The sequence below is a fragment of the Pseudomonas sp. genome, assembly GCF_048269965.1.
In the GTDB taxonomy this organism is placed as follows: Bacteria; Pseudomonadota; Gammaproteobacteria; order Pseudomonadales; family Pseudomonadaceae; genus Aquipseudomonas.
Genome location: NZ_JBLWTV010000007.1, coordinates 62486 through 81931, shown reverse-complemented (window position 1 = coordinate 81931; position 19446 = coordinate 62486). Strand labels below are relative to the sequence as shown.

Genomic DNA, 19446 nt, shown 5'->3' with positions numbered 1-19446 from the left:
CCTCTCCCTCTGGGAGAGGGGCTAGCCCGTAGGGTGGATCACGCCTTACCGATCCACCGATACGCGGTGGAAGGAAACCGCGCCTTCCACCCTACGAATTACCGATACACCGGGTAATCCGCGCACAGCCCGGCCACCAGCTTGGCCACCTGCGCCTCGACATCGGCATCGCCGAGGTGATCGAGGATGTCGCAGATCCAGCCGGCCAACGCCTGGCACTGGGCGACCTTGAAGCCACGGGTGGTGACGGCGGGCGTACCGATGCGGATGCCCGAGGTCACGAACGGCGACTGCGGGTCGTTGGGCACGGCGTTCTTGTTCACGGTGATGCCGGCGCGCCCCAGGGCGGCGTCGGCTTCCTTGCCGGTCAGCCTCTGTTTGATCAGGCTGAGCAGGAACAGGTGATTGTCGGTGCCGCCGGACACCACCTCGTAACCGCGCTCGATGAACACCTTGGCCATGGCCTGGGCGTTGTCGATCACCTGCTGCTGGTAGGCCTTGAAATCGGGCTCCATGGCTTCCTTGAAGCACACCGCCTTGGCCGCGATGACGTGCATCAGCGGGCCGCCCTGGGCACCGGGGAACACCGCGGAGTTGAGCTTCTTCTCGATCTCTTCGTTGCCCCGCGCCAGGATCAGGCCGCCACGCGGGCCGCGCAGGGTCTTGTGGGTGGTGGTGGTGACCACGTCGGCAAAGGGGATCGGGTTCGGGTACAGGCCGGCCGCGACCAGGCCGGCAACGTGAGCCATGTCGACGAACAGCAGCGCCCCGGCCTTGTCGGCGATGGCACGGAAACGTGGGAAGTCGAGGGTCTTGGAGTAGGCGGAGAAGCCGGCGACGATGATCTTCGGCTTGTGCTCCACGGCCAGTCGTTCGACCTCGTCGTAGTCGATCAGTCCGGTGGCAGTGTCCAGCCCGTACTGCACGGCGTTGTACAGCTTGCCCGAGGACGACACCTTGGCGCCGTGGGTCAGGTGGCCGCCGTGGGCCAGGCTCATGCCGAGGATGGTGTCGCCGGCATTGAGCAGCGCCAGGTACACAGCGCTGTTGGCCGAAGAGCCAGAGTGCGGCTGGACGTTGGCGTAGTCGGCGCCGAACAGCGCCTTGGCTCTGTCTATTGCAAGCTGTTCGACCTTGTCGACATACTCGCAACCACCGTAATAACGCTTGCCCGGATAGCCTTCGGCGTACTTGTTGGTCAGGCCGCTACCTTGCGCTTCCATCACCCGCTGGCTGCAGTAGTTCTCCGAGGCGATCAGCTCGATGTGCTCTTCCTGACGGCGTTCTTCCTGATCGATCGCCGCGAGCAACTCGTCGTCGTAACCCTGAATCCGATCCTGCTTGCTGAACATCTCGAGTCTCCTGCAGCGCCTGTGGGCGGCGGTCTTGGACGGGCGGGCCAGCAAGGCCCTGTGCAGCGATGGTAGGGCCGCCCCTGCCCCCTCAAATGCCTGCCAACGCCGCGAGAGCATTCGTTTGCGACATGGCCTTGTCGCAATCAGGCGCATCGAGATCAGTTCGCTGCTTTGCGCACAAATAACGGGGATCAAGCTGTGGATAAACCGTGCATACCGCGCGCTGCCCCAGCATCTGCAAGGGTTTCCGGGAGACGGTCATTTCCTGATCGATATCAAACAGTTAACAACACAGACCATGCACAGAAGCGGTGGACTAGCCTGTGGAAAAGCTGTCGACAGATGGCTGCCGCCCTCGCCAGCGCTGCCCATGAGGGCGCTGTTCGATATCCATACACGCACGCAGGCTCCCTGGCTTATCCACCAGCGACATGAACGAGAGGCAGGGATCGGTTGGGGATATGCACAGAAGATGTGGATGAAACTGTGCATAGGCTGTTCGACGAGGGCGCGCGCCCAGAGCCACCGCGGCCTGCCGGGATACGGCTAAAAATCGAACAGGATCAAGAAGGTAGATCAGGCTTGTGCACAAATACTGTGGGCGGCGCTGTGCATGGCCTGTGGAAACATGGCGCCAGGCCAGAGCCCATGGGGCTCCGGCGCCAGCGCCTGCTATTTGCTCAACGACGCCTTACGGCTTGAGCTTGCCAGCACAGCTGCTGGAGGCATTGACCAGACGCTGCTGCATGGCAGGGTCAGGTGGTGATTGGCGGCTGATTTCCTGCAATTCGGCTTCGCTGAATTCCTTGCTGACGTTGGTCGCAGCACAGTCGCAATAAGCGCGCAGTTGTGGCTCCTCGTAGCCTGCAGGGGCGCCAGCGATGCACTGCTGGACGAACTCGGTCTTGGCGTTATCCGACCACTCGGCAGCGGAAACGGGAAGCGCCACGGCCAGCGGCAGGGCAAGGGCGAGCAGGTGACGATAAGTCATGGGAAACTCCTTCTCTTGATCGCGGAGGGCGGATCGACTGCCGCCCTCTGGTAAGTGTGAGCCTCGCAGCAAGCCCCGAGTTCCATCTGCGAGCCGAACGGCCGGCCACGAACCGACCCGGCAGTACGCTTCAGCGCAACAACTCGTCGCCGCGACGGACGCCTGAGCGACGGCCGCAGGGTAAAGTGAGCGCTTTGTCGGCAGATCCGCCGGCAGGTTTTCAGAAGGAACGCGCCAATGCCCGACAATGCCCAGCAATTCGCCAGCGACAACTACTCCGGCATCTGTCCCGAAGCCTGGGCCGCCATGGCCGAAGCCAACCAGGGCCACCAGCGCGCCTACGGCGATGACGAATGGACCGCGCGCGCTGCCGATCACTTCCGCCGCCTGTTCGAGACCGACTGCGAAGTGTTCTTCGCCTTCAACGGCACCGCCGCCAACTCCCTGGCCCTGGCATCGCTATGCCAGAGCTACCACAGCGTCATCTGCTCGGAAACCGCCCACGTCGAAACTGACGAATGCGGCGCGCCGGAGTTCTTCTCCAACGGTTCCAAACTGCTGCTGGCCAAGACCGACAACGGCAAACTGACGCCGCAAGCCATCCGCGAAATCGCCCTCAAGCGCCAGGACATCCACTACCCGAAACCGCGCGTGGTCACCCTCACCCAGGCCACCGAAGTCGGCACCGTGTACCGCCCGGAAGAAGTCCGCGCCATCAGCCAGGTCTGCAAGGAGCTGAATCTCAACCTGCACATGGACGGTGCGCGCTTCTCCAACGCCTGCGCCTTCCTCGGCTGCAGCCCGGCGGACCTGACCTGGAAAGCGGGCGTCGATGTGCTGTGCTTCGGCGGCACCAAGAACGGCATGGCGGTAGGTGAAGCCATCGTCTTCTTCAACAAGGATCTGGCCGAAGACTTCGACTATCGCTGCAAGCAGGCCGGCCAGTTGGCCTCGAAGATGCGCTACCTGTCCGCGCCCTGGGTCGGCATCCTGCAGGACGATGCCTGGCTCAAGTACGCCAACCACGCCAACCGCTGCGCGCAGTTGCTGGCCACACTGGTCGAGGACGTGCCCGGCGTCAGCCTGATGTTCCCGGTGGAAGCCAACGGCGTGTTCCTGCAACTGTCGGAGCCGGCCATTGCCGCCCTCACCTCACGTGGCTGGCGCTTCTACACCTTCATCGGCGCCGGCGGCGCGCGCTTCATGTGCAGCTGGGATACCGAAGAAGCCCGCGTGCGCCAGCTGGCCGCCGATATCCGTGAAGTGATGAGCGCCTGAGTCAAGCAGCAGTCCCTCAGCGTAGCCCGGATGCAATCCGAGCTACAGACCCGTAGGGTGCGCTGCGCGCACCAGCGCCCTCCGATCCAACGTGACGATCAATAGTCGATCGCCACGTCGCCTTTCGGCACGCTGCAGCACGACAGGATGTAGCCCTCGGCCACATCCTCGTCGGTGATGCCACCGTTGTGCTCCATCTCCACTTCGCCCGCCGTCTTCATCACCTTGCAGGTACCGCAGATGCCCATGCCACAGGCCTTGGGAATGTGCAGACCAAGCTTGGCGGCAGCGGCGTGCACGGTTTCGCCGGGCACCACGCGAATGCTCTTGCCGGTGCTGATGAATTCCACCTGGTGCAGGTCGGCCAGCGGCACATCCGGCGCATCGGCCGCCTCGGCAGCCAGCTCCTTGACCTCGGCGCGAATCTCCGGCGGCGTCGGACCGAAGGCCTCTTCGTGATAACGGCTCATATCGTAGCCATTACCTTGCAGCAGGTGCTTGATCGCGCCCATGTAGGGGGTCGGGCCGCAGCAGAATATCTCGCGCTCAAGATAATCCGGGGCGATCAGCTCCAGCATCGGCTTGTTCAGGTAACCGCGATAACCGGCCCAGGACTCCCCCAGCCCGTGCTTCTCGCAAATGATATGCAGGCTGAAGTTGTTGATGCGCGCGGCCATGTGCTCCAGCTCACGTTGGTAGATGATGTCCTTGGGCGAGCGCGCGCTGTGCACGAAGACCATGTCGACATTGGCGTTGGTGTCGTAGAACCAGCGCGCCATCGACATCACCGGGGTAATGCCGACTCCGCCGGAAAGAAACAGCACCTTTTCCGTGGGGAAATCGATGGCATTGAACAGCCCCACCGGCCCATGCACTGGCACCTCGTCGCCTTCCTTGAGGTTGTCGTGCAGCCAGTTCGACACCTTGCCGCCCGGCACCCGCTTGATGGTGATGGAGAAGCTGTAAGGCACCGAAGGCGAGCTGGAGATCGTATAGGAACGCATGATCGGCTGGCCGTCGATCTCCAGCTCCAGGGTGACGAACTGCCCCGGCTTGAAGAAGAACAACACCGGCTGATCGGCCATGAAGCAGAAGGTGCGCACGTCCCAGGTTTCCTGGATCACCTTGACGCAACGCACCAGGTGGCGACCGTTGGTCCAGGTCTGCGTCGTAACCGGATTGAGGAAGGCGTTGGTGCTCATGAACGGCTCTCCACGCGGCCGGATATCGGCCCATATGCGGCGGATTGTGCGAAAGGCTGCTGGCGGTCATTTATCTACCTGCGACATCCGCATGCTTATCGCGACCTGCCCGATAGCGCGGGGCCTGGCGCGTCGGAAACAAATCCGGCCATGTCGCCCATGGATAAGGTTTTACCTGTTGCCGGCTCCACACTCCACTCACCAGGCATGCACGCCCATTGCAGGCGGCAGCGATTGATCGAGACCTTGCGGCACATACCGTATCAGCCACTATTTCCGGCAGGCGCGAGGCGCTCGCCAATGAGGAGCCACCATGGACTGCACCCAAAACCTGAGCCTGGGCGACCCGCTGGAGCCCGTCCGCAAGGCCACCGCGCAGATGCTGCATGAGCGCGATCACAGCTTCTCGCTGCCGCAGCCTTTCTACAACGATGAGCGCCTGTTCCAGGTCGACATGCAGGAGATCTTCCACAAGGAATGGCTGATCGCTGGCATGACCTGCGAAATCCCGGCCAAGGGCAACTTCCTCACCCTGCAGATCGGCGACAACCCGATCCTGGTCATACGCGGCGCCGAAGGGCAGATCCACGCCTTTCACAACGTCTGCCGTCATCGCGGCTCTCGTCTGTGCGTATCGGACAAGGGCAAGGTCGCCAAGCTGGTCTGCCCCTACCACCAGTGGACCTACGAGCTGGACGGTCGCCTGCTGTTCGCCGGCAGCGAAATGGGCGCCGACTTCGACCTCAAGGACTACAGCCTGAAACCGGTGCAGTGCAAGACCGCCGGCGGCTACATCTTCATCTCCCTGGCGGAAAACCCGCCGGCCATCGACGAGTTCCTCGCCACCCTGGCGCACTACATGGAACCCTACGACATGGAGAACGCCAAGGTGGCCGTGCAGACCACCCTGATGGAAAAGGCCAACTGGAAGCTGGTGCTCGAGAACAACCGCGAGTGCTACCACTGCAATGGCTCGCACCCGGAACTGCTCAACACCCTGCTGGAATGGGATGACGTCACCGACCCGCGCGCCAGCCAGGCGTTCAAGGATCAGGTGGCCGAATGTACCGCTCGCTGGGATAAGGACAAGATTCCTTACGCCCACGCCAGCTTCGGCCTGCGCAACCGCATCGTGCGCATGCCCCTGCTCAAGGGCACCGTATCCATGACCATGGATGGCAAGCAGGGCTGCAAGAAACTCATGGGCCGCATCACCGACCCGGACCTGGGCTCCATGCGCATCCTGCACCTGCCGCATTCGTGGAACCACTGCATGGGCGACCACATGATCGTCTTCACCGTGTGGCCGATCAGCGCGCAGCAAACCATGGTCACCACCAAGTGGCTGGTGCACAAGGACGCTGTGGAAGGTGTCGACTACGACGTCGCCCGCCTGCGCCAGGTGTGGGACGCCACCAACGACCAGGATCGCCGCCTGGCCGAGGAAAACCAGCGCGGCATCAACTCCACTGCCTACCAGCCGGGCCCGTACTCCAAGACCTACGAGTTCGGCGTGATCAACTTCGTCGACTGGTACAGCGAGCGGATGCTCAACAACCTCGGCGACACCCCGGCGCAATCGCTGCGCCAGGTAGCGGGCGAGTGATGACGCTCAGCCTGCTGGTAGTGATCGGGCTGGCAGCCTATGGGCTGCTGGCCTGTCGGCCAGAGCACGACTGATTCTGCATGCCCCCGGCATCCTCGCGGATGCCGGGGGCTCAATGCCACTGCACACTGCAGGAGCGGCTCTAGCCGCGAAACTTACCGTCCTTCCAGTGGAACTCGAATCATTCTCTCGGAATGTTCATTCAGCACGACACAGCTTGTCGCGCCCCTGTCACAGACTCAGCCCTGACTATCCACCGATCCAGTGCCGATTTTAGCTAGCACAAAGCCATCAAAGATGGTTAAAGTGCCATCAGCATGACGCCGGTAAACCGGCGAAAGGATCAACGAGACAAGGCTGTTGTCATGCCCGAAGCGAAAGACACATTGCTCAGGCTTTTTAGTCTGCTGCGCCTGATACCTGAGTACCCTCGCTACAGCACCGCCCCAACGCTTCACGAAAAACTTCGTGACCGCGGTTTCTACGTTGATCTACGCACCGTACAGCGCGACCTGCAGCGGCTCTCCGGGCCGTTCTCGCTGATCGACGAGGAAGAAGGCGGCCGCAAGCAGTGGAGCCACGCCAAGAACGCCCCGCTGGATCTGCGCGACATGGAGCCGGCCACTGCCCTGGCGCTCTACCTCGCCGAAGGGCACCTGAAGAACCTGCTGCCGCAAAGCGTGCTCGACCTGCTCGGTCCGCAGTTCAACAAGGCGCGCAACTACCTGGGCGAGCTGGAACAGAACCACCTCGGCCACTGGGCACGTAGTGTCCGCGCCCTGCCGAACGGCAAGGCCTTGCTGCCAGCTGAAATTGACAAGGATGTCTGGCAGGAGACCTCCGCCGCACTGCTGGAACGCAAGCCGCTGCGCATCGACTACCTGAGCCGCAGCAAGGCCGCAGCCAAGCAGCTGCTCATTCATCCTGCCGGCCTGATTTCACGTCATTCCATCAGCTACCTGATCGCCAGCGTCGACGGCTACGACGACCTACGCCAGTTCGCGTTGCACCGTATCCACCATGCCGAGCGCCTGAACGAGCCCGCACGGGCGCGCCCGGACTTCGCAGTGGATACCTACATCCGTCAGCAGCTCAATACAGCCGCCCCCATCGAACAGGTGGAGCTGGTTGCCGACGTCGCCCCCCAAATCGCCTGGCTACTCGGCGAAACCCCGCTGAGCCCGGAGCAAAGCCTAGAGCCACTGCCCAATAGCGACTGGCAACGCCTGCGCGCCAAGGTTCCGGATGATAAGGAGACGCTGTGGTGGGTGTTTGGGTTGGGGGAGAACGTTCACCTGCATCAGCCAAAACGTTGGATAGATGTCATCAAAGAGAAGCTGACAAAAATGAGCGGACTGTATAGGCAGTCAATGCCACACCAATCGGCCACCATTACCGATGCACACTCCTGCCAGGAGGCTCCATGAAACCCAGCGACACTCCTACACTTGCTTCAACCCCCAGAGAGCAAGACGACAGCAGAGACGAAGTTGAACGGGATATCGGCCGCACCGCAATAGCACTTTCCACGAGTGAAACCGTCAACCGTTATGGCAGTGCCAACGCCGAGTTCGTCAAAGCCTATACCGGTATCGACAACGAAGCAGGCAAAGTTCTCAGCAAAGGCCTGAAAGGCATCAGCCAGGAAAAAACCGGCGTTAAACACCGAGCGGGCTGGGCTGGCGAAGTTGCCGGTACCAGTCGTGACAATGCCGAAGCCATCATCAACAAATCGTCTGAGCGCACGATTCGCAGCGATGATCTGAAGCATTACGGCATTGACACCGATCCCAAGTACCGCGAAGCGGTGGATCGAGTACGCGTGGATGAAAACGGCAAGATCATTTACGAAGCCCAGACTAAGTTGGAGGCCAGTGGAAACAGGGTTGCCAACCAGGTTAGCCATGAGGATCACAAGTACAGTAAGTACTTCGGCAAAAAGTTGGAGCTGCCTAGCGAGCAGGTCGAAGACGCCAAGACTTACTGCCGCAATCGTGCGGATAATCTAAGAAAACACGCACTGCAGGCAGAACAAAAAGGAAAACCGGAGCTTGCTGAAAAATTCCGCGAGCGCGCCGACAGGTTCGACAGGCTTGCCGAAGAAGACATCGTTGATCTTGGCATATCGACCCAACAGGCTATCGACTACGCCGAAAAGCCGTTGCGCGAGACGCTGAAGGACATCGCCAGCACCAGCCATCGCGCAGGCATGGAGGGCGCCAAATACGGTGCACTTATCGGCGCCTCCATCTCTCTGCTGTCCAATGCGGTCAGCGTGGCCCAAGAGAAAAAGCAATTCGCAGAAGCGGCTCAAAACCTCGCAACCGATACCGTCAAGGCCGCCGCTCTCGGCTATGGCACTGCCTTCGCTGGAGCGGCCCTCAAAGGCGGCTTGCAGCAATCGAGCAACCAGACCCTGCGCACACTTGCCGGCACCAACGCGCCAGCGCTAGCAGTCAACATCTGCCTGTCACTGGGCAGTTCCGTCAAACGCTATGTCACTGGGGAAATCAGCGAAGCCCAGTTACTGACCGAGGTCGGCGAGAAAGGCGCAGGCATGCTCTCCAGCAGCATGATGGCCGCGCTGGGGCAACTGGCCATTCCCATCCCCTTCGTGGGCGCTGCCATTGGCGGGATGATTGGTTACACGCTCTCTTCCTTCTTCTACCAGAGTGCGTTGGAAGCCGCGCAAGGCGTGGAGCTTTCACGCCAGCAACTGGAACGCATCCGCGCCATCGAGTCAGCCGCACGCGAACGGCTGGCTGCCGAGCAGGCCGAACTACGCGTGTTTACCAACAACGAAATTCCTCAGCTGCGCCGGGAAACCGAACGCCTATTCGCCATCGCCGACAACCCCAGCCTTAGCAACACCGACGATCTGGCTGCCGCCATCAACGAATACGCCACCCTGCTGGGCAAGACATTGCAATTCCAGAACCTGGCGGAGTTCGACGACTTCATGGACTCCGACAAGCCCCTGGCCCTGTAAATCACACAAGCGAGAACATACCCATGCTCATCAAACTATTGCCGGAACCGGAAAAGCCCTTGCTGCTTGACCTGGCTGAATTGCTGGCGCTCTCCGACAATCCGGTTCTCTGGGATGGAAAAAAATACGATGAACTCACTTCGGATACCGACCTAAGCAACCTATCCATCCAGATCGACGAACAGGAAAACGAACTACTTGAAGACCTGGAGCATTCCGCCGGTCACCCAGCACACCGAGAGTCAGGCTGGTTCAGTACATCAGTCAAGAACCGTTTGGTAGAGCAACTGAAAGCTTTTGCCCTGAGCAAGGTAGAACTACCAGAAAGCCGCATGGCCGCCTCTCAGGCCGTATTAGCCCAACTTCTGGAGGGGCGATCTACAGATCGACCGGAAGTCCCGAAGATCATGCTATTCGAGATGTTCCTGGTCGCCCTACGCGATGGCTCGATTTCCAGCATCGAGCAGAAGCTGATGCGAGCATTTCAGCACCACTACCAGATTGAAGACTTCATCTTCGACGACCTGCTGGAGCGCGCTGAAGCCCTGAACGATGAAGTCAGCAAAACCATCGCCCTCGTCCTCGAATAAGGAGAAAACCATGCCGATTCCAATCATCCTCGGCGTTGCCGCAGCAGCAGCCGGCCTCTACGGTGCCGCCAAGGGCGTCAGTGGAGCCATAGACCACAGCAACGCCAAGGGCCTCAATGACGAGGCTCGCACCATGGTCAACGTGTCCAACCAGAAGGTCGAGAAACATCGAGAATCCACCAACAAGACCCTGGAAGACTACGGCCAGCGCAAGCTGCGCGCCTTTAACGGCGTCATCGCCGACTTTATCACCACTTTCGAACGGTTGAAAAATGTCGAGGTCATGGGTAGCCCAGAATTAGACAAACTGAATGCCGGCGACTTTTCCAACAATACGCTGAAGGGTCTACGCCAGGATTACCAGGCACTCAAAGATGCCGGCCTGGGCCTCGGGGCCGGGATGGGCAGCGGCGCGGCCCTGGCGTTCGGGGCCTACAACGGCACCATGCTGCTGGCGACCGCCAGCACCGGCACCGCCATTTCATCACTTGGCGGCGTCGCGGCCACCAACGCCACATTGGCCTGGCTAGGTGGTGGATCCCTGGCCGCCGGCGGCTATGGTATGGCTGGCGGCATGATGGTGCTCGGCGGCATAGTCGCCGGCCCGGCGCTGGCCATCTTCGGCCACATCCTCGGCAGCAAGGGTGAAGAAGCCCTGAACAATGCCCGCAGCAATCTGGAGCAAGCGAAAACCATCCGCGACCATGCCAACCTGATGGCCGGCAAGCTACAAGCCATTGAACAGGTCACAGCACTGGCCAATTCCACCTTCTCCAAGATCAGCGCGCAATTGCGCCATGCCGTACACGATATGAAGATCGCCATAGAAACCCATGGCGAGGACTATCGGGCACTCCCGCAGGACAGCCGGAACGTAGTGCTCAGCTCAGTCAAGTTCGCCCAGTTGCTCAAAGCCATGATTGATACGGCGATTCTGGATGAACAAGGTAATCTAGTGCTGTCCACGGAAAAGCGTATTCAGGACATTGCCACCGAACTGACGGCCCCAAGCGCATAAACGACAAGGCCCGTGCCGCTACACGGGCCTTCTCTGGACAACCTAGAGCGGTCAATAGCGATCATTGTATGTCCTACCCAAACGCGCGGCTTTCTGTCTTCCCTTGCAACCAATGCGGCCTGTGCTGCCAGCACGTTTACCTGGCCGAGGAAACCAGCTTTCTCGACCGGGGCGACGGCACCTGTCGGCACTACGACACCGCCAGCAGAGGATGCAGCATCTACGCCAAACGCCCGGACATATGCCGAGTGGATCGGCAATACGAACTGAACTACGCCCAGCAATACACCTGGGAGGATTTCGTCACCCTGAACCTCAAGACTTGCGAGCTTCTACAGAAAGGCAGCTCCTCCAAGCCGCCACCAGGGAGCAGCCCATTGATTTTCTGCTCTAAGTCCCCTGGCGAAGACACCGCATGATCGCCGGCGCCCAAACATAGCCCCCCTCGACTTGCGCAATCTACCCCATAGCTAGTCTCAATACGGTGAGTGTCCACAATTGGACATTCACCTGACTTCATGCCATCGGCAGCGACACAATCTGTCGCGCCCCCGGCGCAGAGTACCTCCCATACCGAGCAAGGGAGATCTCGTTCATGCCAATACCCCCTCAGCCACGCACATTCCGTTGCCCAGCCTGCAACTGGCAAGGCACCACGATTCCATTGAGCGATTGCCTCATGATCGGCATCGACTGGCACAGCACCTGCCCCCAGTGCCATAGCGACGCTCTCGACTCCCGAACCGCAACACGCAGCGAAGTCATGAAGAAGCGCCTGAGCGATTTTCTGCGTCCCCGCCACACCTGACACCAACGCAACGGAGAGAAACATCATGCAAGGGAAGACCACATGGCTGCTGTGCAGCCTGCTCGCCTGCAGCACTGCCAGCGCCGGCACCTATGAATGGACCAGCGGCTGGGGCATGGGCGTCAGCGAGCACCTGGTCGATGACGGCAATGGCAACGAGCTGAACATTTCCTGCCCGGACCATGAGGAAGATGGCGCCGTGCGCGCCTATGCCACCGTCGCCGGCAAGCAGTACAGCTCGGAAGAAGGCGCGATGTCTGGTGATCGTAGCTTCGACGTGATCGTCGACGGCGAGCATTACAGCAATCCGTTTTTCACCGATTGCCGCGCTTGTGGCGCCAACTTTCCCGCGTTCTGGCAAGCGCTGCGCCAGGCCAACCGCCTGCAACTGGTGGCTGGCGGACACACGATCAATCTGCCGACAACCAATATCAGCAACGTTCTAGCGCCACTCGGCCCGGAAAACAGCTGTCGTTCGGCATGGTAGGAACAGCAATGGAAAAGGCATGGGATGGAAATAAGCCCATCCTGCCTGACGATAACTGGAGAGTCTTATGCTGAAAAACATCCTCGCCACCATTGGCCTCGTGGTCGTGACCAAAGCTGCCTATGAACACTATTGCGAATATCGCGAGCTGAAGCGCGAACGGGAGGAACGCAAGGGCAGACCGGCATAGCAGATGTAGTTGTTGTGGGGGCTAGATCTATCGCCTTTCCGGGTATCGATACGCTCAGCCCATGCTACGGCCTATCAGCATCGCACCGGCAGGATCGCCCGCAAGCGGGCTCCTACACGAAACAAAAAGCCCCGCCAGATCGCTCTGGCGGGGCTTTTCATTTTCAGCCGAGGCTAGTCGCTAAGCGTCAGGCCTTGTTGGCTTTCTTGGCAGCGCGGGTGCGCTCGCCTTCGTCGAGGATCTTCTTGCGCAGACGGATCGACTTCGGCGTCACTTCGCACAATTCATCGTCCTGGATGAACTCCAGAGCCTGCTCCAGGGTGAAGCGAACCGGCGGTACCAGGGCGATGGTTTCGTCCTTGCCCGAAGCACGCATGTTGTCGAGCTTCTTGCCCTTGGTCGGATTGACGCCCAGGTCGTTGTCGCGGCTGTTCAGGCCGACGATCTGACCGTTGTAGATTTCCTGGCCGTGCTCGACGAACAGCTTGCCGCGCGCCTGCAGGGTTTCCAGGGAGTAGGTCAGCGCCTTGCCGGTGTCGATCGACACCAGTACGCCGTTCTGACGGCCAGACATGGTGCCGGCCTTAACGGTGTCGTAACGGTCGAAGATCGAGGTCAGGATGCCGGCGCCGTTGGTCAGGGTCAGGAACTGGTTACGGAAACCGATCAGACCGCGAGCCGGGATGTTGTATTCCAGGCGCACGCGACCTTTGCCGTCCGGCGACATGTTGGTCAGATCGCCCTTGCGCAGGCCCATTTCTTCCATGACCTTGCCCTGGGATTCCTCAGGGATGTCGATGGTGACGTTCTCGAACGGCTCCTGCTTGACGCCGTTGACTTCACGGATGATCACTTCCGGACGGCCAACGCCCATTTCGAAACCTTCGCGACGCATGGTTTCGATCAGTACCGAGAGGTGCAGCTCGCCACGGCCGGAGACCTTGAACTTGTCGGCGCTGTCGCCTTCTTCAACGCGCAGGGCCACGTTGTACAGCAGCTCCTTGTCCAGACGCTCCTTGATGTTGCGGCTGGTGACGAACTTGCCTTCCTTGCCGCAGAACGGCGAGTCGTTGACCTGGAAGGTCATCGAGACGGTCGGCTCGTCAACGGTCAGCGGCTTCATCGCTTCGACGTGGTTGATGTCGCACAGGGTGTCGGAGATGAACAGCTGATCCATACCGCTGACGCAGACGATGTCACCGGCGGTGGCTTCTTCGACGTCTACGCGGTGCAGGCCGTGGTGGCCCATCAGCTTGAGGATACGGCCATTACGCTTCTTGCCGTCGACGTCGATGGCAGTCACCGGGGTGTTCGGCTTGACCTTGCCGCGAGCGATGCGGCCAACGCCGATGATGCCGAGGAAGCTGTTGTAGTCCAGAGCGGAAATCTGCATCTGGAACGGGCCGTCGAGGTCGACGTTCGGCGCCGGCACGTGGTCGACGATGGCCTGGTACAGCGGGGTCAGGTCTTCGGCCATGTCGCTGTGGTCGAGACCGGCGATGCCGTTCAGGGCGCTGGCGTAAACGACCTGGAAGTCGAGCTGCTCATCGGTGGCGCCGAGGTTGTCGAACAGGTCGAAGATCTGGTCCATGACCCAGTCCGGACGCGCGCCCGGACGGTCGATCTTGTTGATCACGACGATCGGGCGCAGGCCGGCTTCGAAGGCCTTCTTGGTCACGAAGCGGGTTTGCGGCATCGGGCCGTCCTGGGCGTCGACCACCAGCAGCACGGAGTCGACCATCGACATCACGCGCTCGACTTCACCACCGAAGTCGGCGTGGCCGGGGGTGTCGACGATGTTGATGCGATAGTCGTTCCACTTGATGGCGGTGTTCTTGGCCAGAATGGTAATGCCGCGCTCTTTTTCCTGGTCGTTGCTGTCCATCACGCGCTCGTCGTTGAGCTCGTTGCGTTCCAGGGTGCCGGACTGACGCAGCAGGGCGTCGACGAGGGTGGTTTTGCCATGGTCGACGTGGGCGATGATGGCGATGTTGCGCAGATTTTCGATCACTGTGTGTATCTCGATCAGAGGATTCGGTGTGTCGCCCAGCCTGGACGACGAATATGAAGAAAACTGTTTCAGCGAGCTGAATGGGGTGTCGCCGCTGGCGAACGGTCGGGAGGGCGATGGCGGATACTTCCGCCATTAAGCCCCGGCGTTCTATGCCGGACGATAAACGCGCACATTGGCATGTCCCTCGCTCAGCAGATGGTGGGCGTGCAGGCGGCTCATGACGCCCTTGTCGCAATACAGCAGGTACTGGCGGTTCTCATCCAGTTCCTTGAATTTGTTGTTCAGCGCATAGAACGGCAGCGCCTGCACCTCGATGCCAGGGACGTCCAGCGGCTCGTCTTCGGCGGCGTCGGGATGGCGGATGTCGATGACGATCTGTCCGGCCAGCGCTTCACCGACCTCCTCGACCTGCACGTCCTTGCCCAACTCGTCGATCACGCGGTCGATGGGCAACTGGGTGGCGCGTTCGAGGGCGCGCTCGAGGATGGCCATGTCGAACTGGGCCTCCTCGTGCTCGATGCGGTAACCGCGAGCCTTGGTGGTCGGGTTGACCGAGATCACGCCGCAATACTCGGGCATGTTCTTGGCGAACTCGGCGGTGCCGATCTGCGTGGCGGTGTTGATGATGTCCTGCTTGTGGCTGGCGATCAGCGGGCGCATGACCAGCATGTCGGTGGCCGAATCGATCACTGCAAGGTTGGTCAGGGTCTGGCTGGAGACCTGACTGATCGCCTCGCCGGTGACCAGCGCCTCGATCTGCAGGTTCTCGGCGATACGGGTGGCAGCACGCAGCATCATGCGCTTGAGGATAACGCCCATCTGGCTGTTGTCGACCTTGCCGAGAATCTCGCCGACCACTTCCTCGAACGGCACGCTGATGAACAGCACGCGCTGCGAGCGGCCGAACTTCTGCCAGATATAGTGCGCCACTTCCATCACGCCCAATTCGTGGGCGCGGCCGCCGAGGTTGAAGAAGCAGAAGTGGCTGACCAGGCCGCGACGCATCATCTGGTACGCCGCCACGGTGGAGTCGAAACCGCCACTCATCAGCACAAGGGTCTGCTCCAGCGAGCCCAGCGGGTAACCGCCGAGGCCTTCGTGACGGTTGTGCACCACGAACAGGCGCTGGTCGCGAATCTCCATGCGCACTTCGACGTCCGGTTTCTTCAGGTCGATGCCAGCCGCATCGCACTCACGACGCAGGCGCGAGCCGACGTGACGCTCGACATCGATGGAAGAAAACTCATGCTTGCCGCCGCGCTTGCAACGCACCGCGAAGATCTTGCCCGGCAACTGATCGGCATAGTGACGCTTGCAATGCTCGGTGATGTCGTCGAGATCGCCCAGCGGGTATTCATTGACCTCGAGGAACAGGCCGATGCCCGGCGTATTGCGCAGGCGCTCGGTCATCTCGGCGAGCAGCTTGGGATCGTCCAGGTCGGTTTCGACTTCGAGGTTGTCCCAGACACCTGTCACCCGCAATTCGGGGTCAAGATCACGCAGCACGGAGCGAATGTTCTTCCCCAACTGGCGAATGAACTGCTTGCGCACTGGGCGGCTCTTGATGGTGATTTCCGGGAAAACTTTGACGATGAGCTTCATGAATAGGCCGCCCGCTTGGGGGACGAAAAAACAGGGGCGCGGATTATAGCGGAAATTGTTCAAGCTTTGACCAAAAATACTGCATCACTCACGCAGCGCACCAAAATGGATCTTTCTTGAAATTAAAGGCCCTTAAATGGTGCAAATATTTCTGGCGAATTAGCGCGCAGACGGCGCGGTACCTGAGTTTCGTGGCTTCTGCCCAATAAAGGGCACTGGCATGCAATTTGCTCCCTTGTGAGGCAGGTCGCCCTGGAGGACTATCCCGCCGGGCTTCACCGCATCTTCAAGGCTTATCGATAAGAGCCTTTTCCACCTGGAGGACAACATGTCTAAGGCTGTTCAACTGATCAAAGAACACGACGTGAAGTGGGTAGACCTGCGCTTCACCGACACCAAGGGCAAGCAGCACCACGTGACCATGCCGGCCCGTGACGCCCTGGACGAAGACTTCTTCGAGCACGGCAAGATGTTCGACGGCTCGTCCATCCATGGCTGGAAAGGCATCGAAGCCTCCGACATGATCCTGATGCCGGTCGACGAAACTTCCGTACTGGACCCGTTCACCGAAGAGCCGACCCTGATCCTGGTCTGCGACATCATCGAGCCGAGCACCATGCAAGGCTACGACCGCGACCCGCGCTCCATCGCCAAGCGCGCTGAAGAGTTCCTCAAGGGCACCGGCATCGGTGACACCGTATTCGTGGGCCCGGAGCCCGAGTTCTTCATCTTCGACGAAGTGAAGTTCAAGTCCGACATCTCCGGCTCGATGTTCAAGATCTATTCCGAGCAAGGCTCGTGGATGACCGACGGCGACGTCGAAGGCGGCAACAAGGGCCACCGTCCGGCCGTCAAGGGCGGTTACTTCCCGGTTCCGCCGTGCGACCACGACCACGAAATCCGGACTGCCATGTGCAACGCCATGGAAGAGATGGGCCTGGTCGTCGAAGTGCACCACCACGAGGTGGCCACTGCCGGTCAGAACGAAATCGGCGTGAAGTTCAACACCCTGGTGGCCAAGGCTGACGAAGTTCAGACCCTGAAGTACTGCGTGCACAACGTCGCCGACGCCTACGGCAAGACCGCTACCTTCATGCCGAAGCCGCTGTACGGCGACAACGGCTCGGGCATGCACGTGCACATGTCGATCTCCAAAGACGGCAAGAACACCTTCGCTGGCGAAGGCTATGCCGGCCTGTCCGAGACCGCTCTGTACTTCATCGGCGGCATCATCAAGCACGGTAAGGCCCTGAACGGCTTCACCAACCCGTCGACCAACTCCTACAAGCGTCTGGTTCCGGGTTTCGAAGCACCGGTGATGCTGGCCTACTCGGCTCGCAACCGCTCCGCCTCGATCCGCATCCCTTACGTTGCCAGCCCGAAAGCCCGCCGCATCGAAGCGCGCTTCCCGGACCCGGCTGCCAACCCCTACCTGGCCTTCGCTGCTCTGCTGATGGCCGGTATCGACGGCATCCAGAACAAGATCCACCCGGGCGATGCGGCCGACAAGAACCTGTACGACCTGCCGCCGGAAGAAGGCAAGCTGATCCCGCAGGTGTGCGGCAGCCTGAAAGAAGCCCTGGAAGAGCTGGACAAGGGCCGCGCGTTCCTGACCAAGGGCGGCGTATTCTCCGACGACTTCATCGATGCTTACATCGAGCTGAAATCCGAAGAAGAAATCAAGGTACGTACCTTCGTACACCCGCTGGAATACGACCTGTACTACAGCGTCTAAACCAGTCTCGCGCCGCCTCGTGCAGCGCGCTCGAAAGCCCCGCTCGGCTCTGCCTGGCGGGGCTTTTTCATTTCCCACCGGTAGGGTGCGCCGCGCGCACCGAGAGCCCGAGACACTGCAACAGATGGCGCGCACAGACCAGTGCTCCACGACGCCCTAAGTCATCCGCCCCCATGGCCCGCGCCGATTTGTAGCCAGACATCACAGCCATGGCGCCCTGCGCTTGCCAGGAACCGTCAGCAGTGCAAGGCTTAGCGCATCATCCGCGGAAGGATCGGCCCATGCGCCCGTTACTCGCCTGCCTGCTGCTTGCCCTGGCCTTGCCGGCCAGTGCGCAGATCTACAAATACGTCGACGCCAACGGCAACACAGTCTTCACCAACCAGCCGCCCGATGGCGCAGCAGCCGAGAGCGTCAACCTGCCGCCAACCAATACGGTAGAGATGCAGACGCCCAGCACACCGGCGGGCAATGACGACACCTCGACACAGAGCGCAGCACCCTACTCCGCACTGAGCCTGACCGGCATCCCGGACGACGAAGCGATGCGCGCCAACAACGGCACCTTCGTCGTCGGCGTGAATATCCAGCCACGCCTGCAGCCCGGCCACCAGCTCCGCCTGATCCTCGATGGCGAGCCATACGGCCAGGCCGGCAACGTGCCGAGCCTGCAGCTGACCAATGTCGAGCGCGGCGAACACAGCCTGGCGGTGGCGGTCGTCGCTGGCGAACGCATCGTCCAGCAGAGCGCCACCGAAACCTTCACCGTGCAGCGCATCAGCACCAACAGCCCTGCCCGTCCACCTGTAACGCCACCGCGCCCGACTCCGAGACCTACGAACTGATCATGATGCGTACACTGCTGCTCTGCCTGTTGTTCATCAGCCAGGCAGCCTCGGCCCAGGTCTATACCTATGTCGATGCTGAAGGTAACCGCGTATTCACCGACAAGCCGCGCAGCAGCACTGCCGAACGGGTGATGCTGGCGCCGTCCAACAGTGCGGAAATGAGCCAACCCCAACCCACGGTGCGCATGGCCCCGCCACCTGCGGTAAGCAAACCGACCGTGCACTATCAGGTGCTGCGCATTCTCGTGCCTGAGCCGGACGCCTCGATCCACAACGGTTCCGGCGACATGATCGTCACCCTCACCAGCGAGCCAGGTCTGCTGCCCGACCACAGCTACCGGTTGCTGCTCGACGGCGCCCCCCAGGGCGAAACAAGCCGCAGCCCGGTGTTCTCCCTGCAGCACGTCGACCGTGGTACGCACCAACTGGTGGCAGAAATCATCGACTCCGCCGGGCTCATCGTCGAGCGCACACCGGCGCAACCCTTCCACATGCACCGCATGACCCTGGCACAGAAGCGCAAGATCAATCCGTGCAAGAAGGATGAATACGGCGTTCGCCCCGAATGCCCACTCAAAGACAAGCCCAAGGAAGAGGCCAGCATCCTTCCCTTCTTCTGAATTCAATTGCACCTTGATGGTGCAATCGAACGCACCGCCTCCTAAGCTCTCCCTGTTTTGGGTCGTTTTTCTCAACCCGACCTCGCTACCACGCCACCAGACCTCGGACAGAT

General features: G+C 60.8%; 17 protein-coding genes. 12 read left to right on the top strand and 5 right to left on the bottom strand.

Going from position 1 to position 19446, the window contains the following annotated elements; genetic code table 11:
* Nucleotides 1-98: 98 nt before the first annotated feature.
* Entirely contained in the window at nucleotides 99-1352 is a 1254-nt protein-coding gene (glyA, locus tag ACN0X6_RS10410; protein WP_417703697.1) for a serine hydroxymethyltransferase, read from the bottom strand.
* Between the two features lie 694 nt (nucleotides 1353-2046).
* Nucleotides 2047-2346 (bottom strand): hypothetical protein, encoded by a 300-nt coding sequence (locus ACN0X6_RS10405; RefSeq protein ID WP_099525919.1) that lies wholly within the window; start codon nucleotides 2344-2346, stop codon nucleotides 2047-2049.
* Between the two features lie 237 nt (nucleotides 2347-2583).
* Here ACN0X6_RS10405 and ACN0X6_RS10400 point away from each other — a divergent pair, with 237 nt between their 5' ends.
* A complete protein-coding gene (locus ACN0X6_RS10400) occupies nucleotides 2584-3624 on the top strand; it encodes a low specificity L-threonine aldolase (RefSeq protein ID WP_417703695.1) in 1041 nt (346 codons plus the stop codon).
* Between the two features lie 98 nt (nucleotides 3625-3722).
* Here the strand turns inward: ACN0X6_RS10400 and gbcB are convergent, their stop codons facing one another.
* The gene (gene gbcB / locus ACN0X6_RS10395; protein ID WP_417703693.1) at nucleotides 3723-4826 is read right to left on the bottom strand and encodes a glycine-betaine demethylase subunit GbcB; all 1104 of its coding nucleotides are present in this window, start codon (nucleotides 4824-4826) and stop codon (nucleotides 3723-3725) included.
* Nucleotides 4827-5139: 313 nt separating this feature from the next.
* Between gbcB and gbcA the strand changes: the two genes are divergently transcribed.
* From gbcA to ACN0X6_RS10355, 8 genes are all read left to right on the top strand, one after another.
* Complete coding sequence (gene gbcA / locus ACN0X6_RS10390; protein ID WP_417703692.1) at nucleotides 5140-6432, top strand: glycine-betaine demethylase subunit GbcA; 1293 nt, start codon at nucleotides 5140-5142, stop codon at nucleotides 6430-6432.
* A gap of 365 nt (nucleotides 6433-6797) precedes the next feature.
* The gene (locus tag ACN0X6_RS10385) at nucleotides 6798-7859 is read left to right on the top strand and encodes a helix-turn-helix transcriptional regulator (RefSeq protein WP_417703938.1); all 1062 of its coding nucleotides are present in this window, start codon (nucleotides 6798-6800) and stop codon (nucleotides 7857-7859) included.
* Nucleotides 7856-9421, top strand: coding sequence for a hypothetical protein (locus ACN0X6_RS10380; RefSeq protein ID WP_417703690.1), 1566 nt, complete (start codon nucleotides 7856-7858; stop codon nucleotides 9419-9421). The genes ACN0X6_RS10385 and ACN0X6_RS10380 overlap by 4 nt, the downstream gene beginning before the upstream one ends.
* Nucleotides 9422-9444: 23 nt before the next feature.
* On the top strand, nucleotides 9445-10011 hold the full coding sequence (locus ACN0X6_RS10375) for a hypothetical protein (RefSeq protein ID WP_417703688.1): 567 nt from the start codon (nucleotides 9445-9447) through the stop codon (nucleotides 10009-10011).
* Between the two features lie 10 nt (nucleotides 10012-10021).
* On the top strand, nucleotides 10022-11029 hold the full coding sequence (locus ACN0X6_RS10370) for a hypothetical protein (RefSeq protein WP_417703686.1): 1008 nt from the start codon (nucleotides 10022-10024) through the stop codon (nucleotides 11027-11029).
* 68 nt (nucleotides 11030-11097) lie between these two features.
* Nucleotides 11098-11448, top strand: a complete 351-nt coding sequence (locus tag ACN0X6_RS10365) for a YkgJ family cysteine cluster protein (RefSeq protein WP_417703684.1) — start codon at nucleotides 11098-11100, stop codon at nucleotides 11446-11448.
* Nucleotides 11449-11862: 414 nt separating this feature from the next.
* On the top strand, nucleotides 11863-12324 hold the full coding sequence (locus ACN0X6_RS10360) for a hypothetical protein (protein WP_417703682.1): 462 nt from the start codon (nucleotides 11863-11865) through the stop codon (nucleotides 12322-12324).
* Between the two features lie 67 nt (nucleotides 12325-12391).
* The gene (locus ACN0X6_RS10355) at nucleotides 12392-12514 is read left to right on the top strand and encodes a hypothetical protein (RefSeq protein WP_417703680.1); all 123 of its coding nucleotides are present in this window, start codon (nucleotides 12392-12394) and stop codon (nucleotides 12512-12514) included.
* A 187-nt stretch (nucleotides 12515-12701) separates the two neighbouring features.
* Here the strand turns inward: ACN0X6_RS10355 and typA are convergent, their stop codons facing one another.
* Both typA and thiI read right to left on the bottom strand, forming a co-directional pair.
* Complete coding sequence (gene typA, locus ACN0X6_RS10350) at nucleotides 12702-14525, bottom strand: translational GTPase TypA (protein WP_417703678.1); 1824 nt, start codon at nucleotides 14523-14525, stop codon at nucleotides 12702-12704.
* A 150-nt stretch (nucleotides 14526-14675) separates the two neighbouring features.
* A complete protein-coding gene (gene thiI / locus ACN0X6_RS10345) occupies nucleotides 14676-16130 on the bottom strand; it encodes a tRNA uracil 4-sulfurtransferase ThiI (RefSeq protein WP_417703676.1) in 1455 nt (484 codons plus the stop codon).
* Between the two features lie 328 nt (nucleotides 16131-16458).
* Between thiI and glnA the strand changes: the two genes are divergently transcribed.
* The 3 genes from glnA (at nucleotide 16459) to ACN0X6_RS10330 (ending at nucleotide 19333) form a co-directional block, all read left to right on the top strand.
* Complete coding sequence (glnA, locus tag ACN0X6_RS10340; protein WP_417703674.1) at nucleotides 16459-17865, top strand: glutamate--ammonia ligase; 1407 nt, start codon at nucleotides 16459-16461, stop codon at nucleotides 17863-17865.
* A 281-nt stretch (nucleotides 17866-18146) separates the two neighbouring features.
* Nucleotides 18147-18710, top strand: coding sequence for a DUF4124 domain-containing protein (locus ACN0X6_RS10335; protein WP_417703672.1), 564 nt, complete (start codon nucleotides 18147-18149; stop codon nucleotides 18708-18710).
* A 5-nt stretch (nucleotides 18711-18715) separates the two neighbouring features.
* A complete protein-coding gene (locus ACN0X6_RS10330; RefSeq protein WP_417703936.1) occupies nucleotides 18716-19333 on the top strand; it encodes a DUF4124 domain-containing protein in 618 nt (205 codons plus the stop codon).
* The last annotated feature ends 113 nt before the right edge of the window (nucleotides 19334-19446 follow it).